The organism is Modestobacter excelsi, assembly GCF_005930495.1.
In the GTDB taxonomy this organism is placed as follows: Bacteria; Actinomycetota; Actinomycetes; order Mycobacteriales; family Geodermatophilaceae; genus Modestobacter; species Modestobacter excelsi.
On sequence record NZ_SJEX01000122.1, the window covers coordinates 1 to 10,221 of the forward strand.

Annotated in this window: 8 protein-coding genes; 4 read left to right on the forward strand and 4 right to left on the reverse strand. The window is 68.3% G+C overall.

Features of this window, described 5'->3' with window-relative positions:
• Positions 1–289 precede the first annotated feature (289 nt).
• The 4 genes from FHL80_RS24090 to FHL80_RS24105 all read right to left on the reverse strand — a co-directional run bounded on the left by FHL80_RS24090 (position 290) and on the right by FHL80_RS24105 (position 4,963).
• Entirely contained in the window at positions 290–1,051 is a 762-nt protein-coding gene (locus FHL80_RS24090; protein ID WP_138735863.1) for an SDR family NAD(P)-dependent oxidoreductase, read from the reverse strand.
• Between the two features lie 72 nt (positions 1,052–1,123).
• On the reverse strand, positions 1,124–2,257 hold the full coding sequence (locus FHL80_RS24095; RefSeq protein WP_138735864.1) for a zinc-dependent alcohol dehydrogenase: 1,134 nt from the start codon (positions 2,255–2,257) through the stop codon (positions 1,124–1,126).
• A gap of 144 nt (positions 2,258–2,401) precedes the next feature.
• Positions 2,402–3,433, reverse strand: coding sequence for an ABC transporter permease (locus FHL80_RS24100; RefSeq protein WP_138735865.1), 1,032 nt, complete (start codon positions 3,431–3,433; stop codon positions 2,402–2,404).
• 6 nt (positions 3,434–3,439) lie between these two features.
• Positions 3,440–4,963 (reverse strand): sugar ABC transporter ATP-binding protein, encoded by a 1,524-nt coding sequence (locus tag FHL80_RS24105; protein ID WP_216871015.1) that lies wholly within the window; start codon positions 4,961–4,963, stop codon positions 3,440–3,442.
• Positions 4,964–5,968: 1,005 nt separating this feature from the next.
• On the opposite strand from FHL80_RS24105, the gene FHL80_RS24110 reads away from it, so the two are divergent.
• The 4 genes from FHL80_RS24110 to FHL80_RS24125 all read left to right on the forward strand — a co-directional run bounded on the left by FHL80_RS24110 (position 5,969) and on the right by FHL80_RS24125 (position 9,005).
• Entirely contained in the window at positions 5,969–6,991 is a 1,023-nt protein-coding gene (locus FHL80_RS24110; protein WP_216871016.1) for a sugar ABC transporter substrate-binding protein, read from the forward strand.
• Between the two features lie 249 nt (positions 6,992–7,240).
• Positions 7,241–7,861 carry a biotin transporter BioY gene (locus tag FHL80_RS24115; protein ID WP_138735868.1) on the forward strand — a complete coding sequence of 207 codons (621 nt, stop codon included), beginning with the start codon at positions 7,241–7,243 and terminating at the stop codon, positions 7,859–7,861.
• 11 nt (positions 7,862–7,872) lie between these two features.
• The gene (locus tag FHL80_RS24120) at positions 7,873–8,142 is read left to right on the forward strand and encodes an ATP-binding cassette domain-containing protein (RefSeq protein WP_216871017.1); all 270 of its coding nucleotides are present in this window, start codon (positions 7,873–7,875) and stop codon (positions 8,140–8,142) included.
• A complete protein-coding gene (locus tag FHL80_RS24125) occupies positions 8,142–9,005 on the forward strand; it encodes an alpha/beta fold hydrolase (RefSeq protein WP_138735869.1) in 864 nt (287 codons plus the stop codon). Before FHL80_RS24120 ends, FHL80_RS24125 begins: the two co-directional genes overlap by 1 nt.
• Positions 9,006–10,221: the final 1,216 nt, after the last annotated feature.

Sequence of the window (10,221 nt, forward strand, 5' to 3'; positions counted from 1 at the left end):
GGACCAGCCGGGTTGCTCTGGTCCCAGCCTCCGGGAACGCGCCACCCGGCAGCCCTCATCGAACGAGACCTCGGGCCCCTCCCCGCGGGCCGAGCCAGCTGAGGCCCGCCTGACAGCGAAGGGCGAGGGACCTCGTGGGTGCGATGCGGGACGCTCGGCGGCTCCTGCAAAGCACCCGGAGGTCCATCGCCGGACCACGATCAGTCTTCGATCGGAGACCGTGCAACGAACCTGCCCAGGCAGTCCAGCTAGCCCGCTCGGACCCCACTGCCAGCAGTACGACGCGGTCTCAACCGACGAAGCTGCCACCGTTGGCGTCGATGACGGCTCCCGTCACGAACGACGACCCCTCGGACGCCAGGAAGGAGGCCACCGCGCCGATCTCATCGATCCTGCCCGTCCGACCGAGGAGGAACTCCTTGCGGGCGGCAACGCGTTCGTCGGCCGCCGCTGCGGCCTCGGCAGGGGTCTCGATCCGCCCCGGGGCGATGCAGTTGGCGGTGACACCCTTTACGCCGAACTCCGCCGCAACCGCACGCGTCAGACCGACCATGCCCGTCTTGGACGACGCGTACTGGGCGCCGACCACGGGCACGGCGGTGCGCGCACCGCGTGAGGCGACGTTGATAACTCGACCCCAGCCCTGCTCTGCCATCAGCGGGACGAGTCCCTTGCAGAGCAGGAACGGCACGGTGAGATTGAGGCGGAACGAATCCTCCCAGACCTCCAGAGGCAGTTCCGCGAGGCTGTACTTCCGTCCGTCGGCCTTCCTCATGTGGACGCCCGCGTTGTTCACCAGGACGTCTGCGTGACCGCGATCTGCGCGCAGGCGGTTGATGAACGCCTCGACCTGGTCCAGGTCCATCAAGTCGACGGTCTCGCCCTCCGCCGAACCGCCTCGGTCGTTCAGCTCCTGCGCCCGTACCTGTACGTCGTCGGACTTGTCCAGGAGCACGACGTGTAGGCCATCCGAGGCCAGAGCCTGACCGATGCCCCATCCGATTCCCGCTGCTCCGCCGGTGACGACCGCCAGCCGCTTCTCATGTGTCATTGCAGTCTCGCTTCCCGCTGGATTGCCTACTTGCTGGACAGTTTCTGGTCAGACGTCGCCGGAGCTGGGCTGTCAGTGCCCGCCCCCGATCGTGGGGGTGACGACGACGTTGATGGCCTTCTCACCGGGCACCTTGTTGGTCAGCAGGTCGATCGCGTAGGGCAGTTCGTCGTAACCGACCACGTGGGTCCGCATCTTGTGCAGCGGAACGGCCGCCGCCGCGACCAGCTTCGCGGCGGCCGCGTTGGCGTCGGTGCTCTGGCTCGTCGCACCGATCATGGTCACGCCTCGGGTCACCAGCTTGTCGACCGGGAAACCGTCCATGAGCCGGCTCTTGATGCCGGCCAGGACGATCCGCCCGCCCGGGCGCAGCACGTCCAGGGCATCGCTGATCGGAGCGGTGGCGTGCGGAGTCGTGTCGACCACCACGTCGACACCGCGGCCGCCGGTCAGCTCGAGCACCCTGTCCACCGTGCTCTCGGACTCGACGTCGATGACGGCATCAGCACCGAGCTCCAGGGCCAGGTCGAGCTTGTGCCGATCAGCCGTGAGTCCGGTGGTGATGACCAGGCCGGCACCCACGCTCCTGGACGCAACGACGTTGGCCAGACCGCGCTGACCGCTCCCCAGGACCAGGACCGTCGTCCCCAGGCTCACGCCGCCGGTCATCACCGCCCATTGCACACCGGCGGACAGGGTGTTCCAGAGCGTTGCGTCGAGCGCACTGACCTCATGCGGGAAGGGGTACAGGGTCGCGTTGGGGTGGACGTAGACGTAGGTCGAGTACCCACCCCACAACCCGTGCTCGTGCCACAGCGGGATCGTCCCGTAGCAGGGAAAGAACTCGAACCCTCGGCAGAGCGTCGTTTGACCACGCTGGCAGAACTCGCACACCCCACAGGCGATCATCGGGTTGACGGCGACCCTGGTCCCGATCTCGAGGTCCTTACGCTTGAGCGTCCGGGGCCCGAGGTCCTCGACGATTCCGACGATCTCGTGACCGGGGATCCGGGGGAATCGCCGGTCTCCCAGCCGTGCACGGGCACTGGGGTCTTCACCCGCGTAGGCGTCGATGTCCGTGGCGCACAGGCCGTTAGCCTCGACCCGGACCAGAGCGGCTCCGGGCGCGAGCGCCGGGATGGGGAGGTCCTCGATCTCTGCGCGGAACGGGCCGCGCTGCACGAGCGCCTGCGCCTGCGATGCCATGGTCCGCTCCTTCGTGATCGTCGATCGTTTGTCGGTGCAGATGCCGCCGTAGTGGGCGGTCCCGGTGCTGCGCCGGGCCGCCCGGGGAGCAGGGCCGACAGGCGGCTGAGCGACGAGGCACCGGGACGAGGTGACCGGACCCGGTCAGGTAGTCGTGGTCCGACGGATGTTGCGTTGGGACCGGAGCTCCAGGACCCGGGCGAACGCGATCGCGAGCACGAGCGCGGCACCGTTGAAGACGTCAGCCACCCAGACGGCCACGCCCAGCAGTTGCAGCCCGGTGATGACGACGGCCAGCAGGTAGAGCCCGATCAGGGTGCCCAGCACGTTGAACTGCCGCAGGTGGAGCATCGTCGTGCCCAAGAACGCGGCCGTGAACGGCGCCAGCAGGTATCCCCCGCCGCTGCCCGGGTCCACCGCACCCAAGGTGCCAGCCAGCAACACCCCTGCCACGGCCCCCAGGAAGGACGACGACACCAGTGCACCGGTACGCAGCCGCTTCACCCTGAGGCCGGCCAGCTGGGCTGCCGTCGGGTTCCCGCCGAGGAACAGGAGATAGCGCCCGAGCGGCAGGCGCTGGAACACCACCAGCACGACCGCTGCGAACACCCAGCCGATCCACACCGCCAGCGGCAGACCCAGCACGCGGGTGTTCGTCAAGTCCCGGATCTCCACGGGGACCGTGGCAAGTGTCTCGCCACCTGTCACCAGGTTGCTGATGCCGGCAAGCAGCGTGAGCATGCCCAGCGTCACCACGAAGCCCGACAGCTCCAGGCCGACGATGAAGAAGCTGTTGATCAGCCCCACCAGGACGCCGGTGGCCAGAACCGCGAGGACGATCACCGCAAGCGGCCATCCCATGTTTCCCATCGCCGCGACCAACGACGCGGACAGGACCATCACGGCCGCGATCGAGAGGTCGAAGTCCCCTGCCCGCAGCGGGATCGTCGCTCCGACAGCCAGCACTAGCAGCGTCGCCTGCGAGGCGATGATGATCCGGACGTTGGTACCGGTGAAGAACAGACCCGGGGCGAGGAAGCTGAACAGCACGAACGACGCCACCAACAGCAGCGGGATCGCGATCTGCGGGAGGACGCTTTCGCGGACGTCCTTCTGTGGCGGGTCGCCGGACCCGCTCGACTCGTTCGAGGCGGTCACGGTCTGCGTTTCAGCCATGATGAGCTACACCAGTTCCTTCTGGGTCCGCGGGGTGTCCTGTTGGCTCGCGACGAGCAATCGGTCCTCGGTCAGCTCCGCCTGCTGGAACTCCTCGACGATGCGGCCGTGGCGCATGATGAGGACTCGGTGCGACATGTGGGCGACCTCTTCGAAGTCGCTGGAGACGAGCAGGATGGCGGCGCCCGCTGCCGCGGCGTCCCGCACCAGCTGGAACAGCGCCTTCTTCGCTCCGGCGTCGACCCCTTGGGTGGGTTCGTGCAGGACGAGCACCTTGGGTCCCAGGTGGAGGGCGCGGGCCATCACGAGCTTCTGCTGGTTGCCGCCGCTGAACCGCGTCATGAGCTGGCGGGTGAACGGCGGCCGGACGTCGTACTCCAGCATCGTCCGTCGAGTGAACGCGCGTTCCCGCTTGGGCTGCAGCAAGCGCGAGTGGGTGAACTGCGACAGGAACGAGATGGTCAGGTTCTCCTGAGCGGTCCCAGCCGTCCACAGCGCGTCGCGGTGCCGGTTGGCCGGGACGAGCACGACGCCGGCCCTCATTGCGTCGGCGATGGAACTCCGCAGATCGCGATCGTCGACCGACACCAGGCCCGCGGTCTTCTTCTTGGACCCGTAGATGAGCTGCGGCAGGTCGTCCTGACCCATGCCGGCCAGTCCAGTGACGCTCACGACCTCACCCGGCGAGATGCTGAACGTGAGGTCGTGCACGAGGTCGGAGGTCAAGCCCCGCACTGACAGCCGTGGCGCGGAGGCCTCGGGGGTGCCGCGGTCGGGGTAGAAGGCGCCGATGCTGTAGCCGAGCATCTTCTCCACCAGGTCCGTGGTCGAGGTCTCGGACGTCTCGTAGGTGCCGACGACCGATCCGTTACGAAGCACGGTGACGCGACTGGCGACGTCGATGACCTCCTGCAGGTGGTGCGAGATCAGCAGAACGGTCACCCCGGAGTCGGCGAGTCCGCGCAGGATGGTGAGCAACCGCCTCGACTCGTCGTGGGGCAGGGCGGCCGTGGGCTCGTCGAGGATGATCAACTGGTTGCCCGAGTCGTCGCTGAGCTTGCGCAGAGCCCGCAAAACCGCGACGAGCGTGCGCTCAGCGGGCGTCAGCGACGAGACCCGCGCACGCGGATCCAACCGGAGGCCGTACTTCGCGCACAGCTCGAGGACCACAGCTCGCTCGCGCCGCCAACTCAGCGGCCACCACAGCCGCGTGCCGAACGACGAGGTGATCCCGATGTTCTCGGCGACCGTGAGGTCGTCTGCGAGACCGAGGTCCTGGTGGATGACCGTGATACCCCGAGAGCCGGCGTCGATCGGGAAGGTGACCCGCTGACCCCACAGGTCGACCGTCCCGCCGTCGTCGGGCGTGTAGACACCGGTGAGGATCTTGACCAGGGTCGACTTGCCGGAGCCGTTCTCCCCGACGAGACCGTGGATCGAACCGGCAGGGATCTCGATGTCGACGCCGTCGAGCACCCGGACGCTGTTGAAGGACTTGGAGATGCCGCGTACGCCCAGGACCGGCGTCACCGCTCGTCCTCGACCAACAGCTGGATCAACCACCGCATTGGGGCCTCCTTGACAGACCTGATCAGGCCGCGTCGAACTCGACGCTGCGCCCGCGGTCATGTCGGACGCGGGCCGTGAGGAGCGTAACAAAATAGGTGCCGATTTACACGCCTTGTTTGCTCGCATGTGGTCAGGACGTCGATCGACGCCCACACGAGCCAGCTCGTGACGTCCCGCGAGAGCAGGACGAGCGTCTACGGCGCATGCGCTGCGGCAGCGGACTCGCGACAGGGCAGCCGGCTCCCATCACAGCCAGGAGGCTTGTCCGCGACCACTGATTGCACACCGGTCGAGAGGTGCGGCGTCGGAGGCCCTACGGCGCGGCCAGACGGATTCGCTGGATCACCTCAACTCCCCCATCGTCGGTTCTGGGGACCGGGCATCTCGGCCACCGTCGACATCAGCGAGAACGAGCCCTCTCGGGCGATGGCGACGGACGGGCGCCGTCCGTGCCGTTGCAAGGCGGACGACGAGACCACCACCCACCGCTGCCGCCGGGATCAGACGCCTTCTGGCTGCGAGGGCAGCGATCGACCCGACCGGTTCTAGGCAGTTCCCGAGCCGCCTTCTTGCCAAATAGGGGTCTATTTGAGCTACTGTGCCGCAACCGCACCGACACAGGCGGCCGGACTTGCTAATTCAGGCCATCGACCCTGGGCCGCCGGGCCGAAAGGAGACCTCTGCTCGAGGTGTTGAGCGATCCCCTGGCGTAGCGCAGACGACGCGACGCGGCTCCGACGTGGTCACAGCCGCGCCAGTTCGACCCTCGCGCCCTCCAGCGTGCTCACGCCTCGATCGAAAGCTTTCCCGGACCGACTTGCGCTTCCAACAGAAGGGCTCTTCACGATGAGATCCACGTTCCCCAGGGCAGTCACCTCAGTTCTCCTCGCATCATCGGTCGCACTGGGTCTGGCCGCCTGCTCTGGCGCTGAATCGACGTCCGAGGCTGCTGGCTCGACAGGAGACGTGGCGGCCTGCGAGGAGGAAGTCGCGGCCACCACTGCCGCGAACCTCGATGCCGCCGACCAGGACCCGTTCCCCAAGGAAGCGGTCGACGGCGCGGCGGCCAAGGGCAAGAACTTCTGGTACATCGGCCTGGCCATGTCCAATGGTTCGATCGCGGCGTACGCCGAGGGGGCCACGGCGGCCGCCGAGGCACTCGGCGCGACGATGACCGTGTTCGACGGCAAGGGCACGCCGGGCACCATGGCGCAGGGGATTCAGAACGCGATCGCCGCGCGGGCCGACGGCATCATCCTCGGATCAACGGGAACCGAAGCCGTCGCCGAGGCTGTCAGGAACGCCGAGTCCGCCGGCATCCCCGTGCTCGACGGCCTCAACGGCGTGCCGGCCGAGCCCCTCGCTGAAGGTGTCGCGATGCAGGTCTCGCCCGACTTCACCGAGGTCGCCCGGATGCAGGTGAACTGGGTGCTGAACGAGTACGGGTGCGACGGCACGCATGTGCTCAGTCTGGCCAGTCCCAACGGCCCGCCCTCGCAGGCGTTCGCCGCTGCCGTGGACGACGAGATGTCCCGGCTGTGCCCCAGCTGCAAGAACACACTGGTGGAGGTCCCCGTCGGGGACGTCCCGACCAAGCTGACCCCGGCCGTGCAGACCGCTCTCCAGCGCGACCCCGGCGTCAAGGCGGTGCTGAGCCCGTCCGACCCGTTCGTGCCCTTCGTGCAGCAGGCCATCGCAGCCACCGGGTCAGACGCCGGGATTTTGGGCCACAACGGGACCCAGATCCAAGCCGCGATCGAAGGGCAGGTCCCGCTGGTGGCCGACGCCGTGTACGCGCCGCCGGTCGTCGTCGGTTGGTTCCTCGTCGACGGCATGCTGCGCGGTCTGCAGGACGGGACGTACTCGGGCGCCATCCCCGAGGTCCTCAAGGACGAGTCGAACTGGGGCACCGACCCCGACCTGTTCGCGCTCGTCCCGACGTACGCCGAGTATCCCGACGCCTTCAAGAAGCTCTGGGGCGTCAACTAACACCCCGGCGTGGCACGAGTGCGGGCCCATCCACGGCCGGGCCCGCACTCCCGGAGGCCGACGGGGAGCAGTGGAGGGCACACACGTTCCCCACCAAGGAGCGACCGACTGCCATGTCCACGCGGTTCTCTACCCATCGTTCAGCATCGGCCACTTCAGTTGCTGCGTCGAGCGAACCGTCGGCCCCAGAGTGCTCACGCCCTGACGTTTTGGCCGAGCCATCGTCCATCATCGAGAGGTAGACACCGCATGTCAGGCCGCGCTGACCGCACCCCCGAAGCCGCACGTCCCCCAGCCAGGAGCGGAGGAACGCGCGACCTCGCGTACGTGGCCCTCTTCGCCGCCATCGTCGCCGTGCTCGGGGTCATCCCGCCGGTCGCCGTCCCGGTGATCCCGGTGCCGATCACCGCGCAGACCCTCGGGGTGATGCTGGCCGGCTCGGTGCTGGGCGCCAGGCGCGGCGGGCTGGCGCTGCTGCTGTTCCTGGCCGTGGTAGCCGTCGGCGCCCCGGTGCTGTCCGGCGGGCACGGCGGGCTCGGCGTCTTCGCCGGACCCACCGCGGGCTACCTGTACAGCTGGCCGATCGCCGCGTTCGTCATCGGCTGGCTGACCCAGCTGTTCTGGCGGCGGTTCAACGCCGGCTACGCGTTCCTGGCCAACGTACTCGGCGGGATCGTCGTCATCTACGCCATCGGCATCCCGTTCACCAGCCTGTACGCCGACGTGCCGCTGTGGACCAGCTTCACCGGGTCGTTCCTGTTCCTGCCCGGTGACCTGGTCAAGGCGTTCATCGCCGCGCTGGTCGCCGACAGGGTCCGCCGCTCCTACCCGGTGATCGAGCTGCCCGCCCGGCAGCCGGCGCACCGCTGACCTCCTCCCCCGTGGCCCGAGCGTGGCGGCGGGCCGCCCCGCCGGCCGAGGACCCCGCCGTCCGCTCCCGCAGCGGGATCGAGCTCCTCGACGTCGGCCACACCTACGGCGACCGTGTCGTGCTGCGCGAGGTCTCGCTGGTGCTGCCCGAGCACCGGATCGCGGTGATCGGCAGCAACGGCTCGGGCAAGAGCACCCTGGCCCGGCTGCTCAACGGGCCCGGCACGACGGGGCGACAAGAGGACACCGTCGCCCTCACCATTCGAGGACCGGCCTCCTGATGGCGGCTGTTGGTGAGGCTCCCGCCTGGTTCCGGCGCGCAGTCTCTGAGCGGCCAGGACACCGCGAGCTCGAGTTTGGAACCACGCGGCTGCACTACCGGACGTGGGGTGACCCGTCGCTCCCGGGCCTGGTCCTCGTCCACGGCGCCGGCGCGAACTCCAGTTGGTGGGACCACCTCGCGCCCCTGATCACCACGCACCACGTCATCGCCCCGGATCTCAGCGGGCACGGGGACAGTGACCACCGGACCAGCTATGACCTCCGGTCCTGGGCCGGTGAGATCTCCGCCATCACGGCCGCGGAAGGGCTGGACCGCCCCATCATCGCCGGGCACAGCCTCGGCGGCTGGGTAGCAGTGACCCTCGCCAGCGAGACGCGGGAGGCCGTCTCGGGTCTCGTGTTGATCGATTCGCCGCTGAGGCGGGACGCGTCCGCGGAGCAGTCGCTCCCCCACCAGAGACGGCGACTGCACCGGGTGTACCCGTCCACGGATCAGGCCATCGAGCGATTCCGGACCCTCCCGCACCAGCAGGCGGTCCTGCCCTACGTGCGCAGGCACATCGCAGCAGAATCGCTTGCCGCGGTGGACGGCGGGTGGACGTGGAAGTTCGACCCCTTCGTCGTCGGTCGTCAGCCACCGCTACCGGACGCCTTCACCCGCCTCACGTGTCGCACCGCGTTGTTCTACTGCGAGAGGGGACTCGTGAATCGCGAGATGGCGGCTGAAATGCAGCGGCTGGTGCGGGGGCCATTCCGGACGGCGGAACTTCCGGACGCTGGTCACCACCCAATGCTGGACCAACCGCTGGTCCTGGTGACTGCCCTGACGACCCTGCTGCAGATGTGGCTGCCGCCTTGGTGACGGTTCACCCGGACAAAGCACGTGACCCCGCCACACCGACCGTCAGGCTTCTGGGCGCTCGTCGGCACGCGTAGCCGGTGAGGGCGGTCGAAAGGTCACTTCGACGATAGCTCTTGACGGTAGTGGCCGTGGCTGGTGATCGCCGACCGGGATGTCCCGCATGGTCACCGCAACGCTGATGCGCGGTGCCGTTTGGATCCGCATCTAAGGATGCGTTGCGCAGCCGTGGCAGGTCGGGCTAGGCAGCTGGCTTGTCGCGCCGTGCCGACTACCGGATGCCGGGTGAGCCCGACGGCGCGAGCCATGGAATGACACCTGCGGCAACCGCCTGGGGATCGAAGGGCCTCTGAAGGCATCGCAGCACCGTCGCCTCCTCCCTCCAGCATCAGCAAGCCCGACCCACGTCACCCTGGCTCCCCCTCCGCGCTCGTAGCGCAGTCAAGATCGCTATCGATCACACCTCATGCATCTGCGGTTTGCCCGATTCGTGGTGACGAGTTACTGCGCCGGTCCGGTGGCTCTCGTACGCGGGCGCTGAGAGAAGTGCTAGCTATAGGACTCGACGAGGGGGGCGCAATCGACATCACCCCGAGCAGCCGCGGACCGACCTCCAACTGACGCTCGGCCACCTCCCGACATCGAGCTTCAGTGCGGGCACGAGCCGCGACATCCGGCCTGGCGGCCGTCCGGGGTGGTGGAGGGCTGCGGGAGTCAGCTCCCGCACGGCACTGTCCCGCCGGGACTCGCCGACGCTGCTCTCCGAACCTGGCAGCCAACTCGACGGCGGAGAGGCCATAACCGCGACCCGCCTTGGGTCTGGCCGACGCACCGAGCGCCGTTCTCAAGGCCTACAGCCGGCGCTCCCGTCTGAAGAGCAGAGCGACGGAGAGCCGTTCGTTGATGGGGGGTGACACCCACGTACCTACGTCACCCCGGAGCCTCGTGAGGTGACGCAGCCCCCGTTGATACGGCAGGAACACCCACCGTCATGGGGTGACGTCGGGGTGACAACGCCCCATCTCTTTCCGGGATGGGGTGACGTCTTCGCTGCGGAGCGAATTCAGTCCCGGGCTGGCGTGCCACGGGCAGGGTGGCGTCCACCAAGGTGGTGTGTGACGGCCCCGCGATCAGCGGGCCGAGGCATGAAGGCGGCCACCGCGTGATCTTCTGGATGACCTCTCACAGTCCTTCAGGAGTACAACGCGATGACCGCTCC

Coding starts and splice junctions, on each gene's coding strand:
- FHL80_RS24090 (WP_138735863.1), bottom strand. CDS start 1,051: ATGACACATGAGAAGCGGCTGGCGGTCGTCACCGGCGGAGCAGCGGGA.
- FHL80_RS24095 (WP_138735864.1), bottom strand. CDS start 2,257: ATGGCATCGCAGGCGCAGGCGCTCGTGCAGCGCGGCCCGTTCCGCGCA.
- FHL80_RS24100 (WP_138735865.1), bottom strand. CDS start 3,433: ATGGCTGAAACGCAGACCGTGACCGCCTCGAACGAGTCGAGCGGGTCC.
- FHL80_RS24115 (WP_138735868.1), top strand. CDS start 7,241: ATGTCAGGCCGCGCTGACCGCACCCCCGAAGCCGCACGTCCCCCAGCC.
- FHL80_RS24125 (WP_138735869.1), top strand. CDS start 8,142: ATGGCGGCTGTTGGTGAGGCTCCCGCCTGGTTCCGGCGCGCAGTCTCT.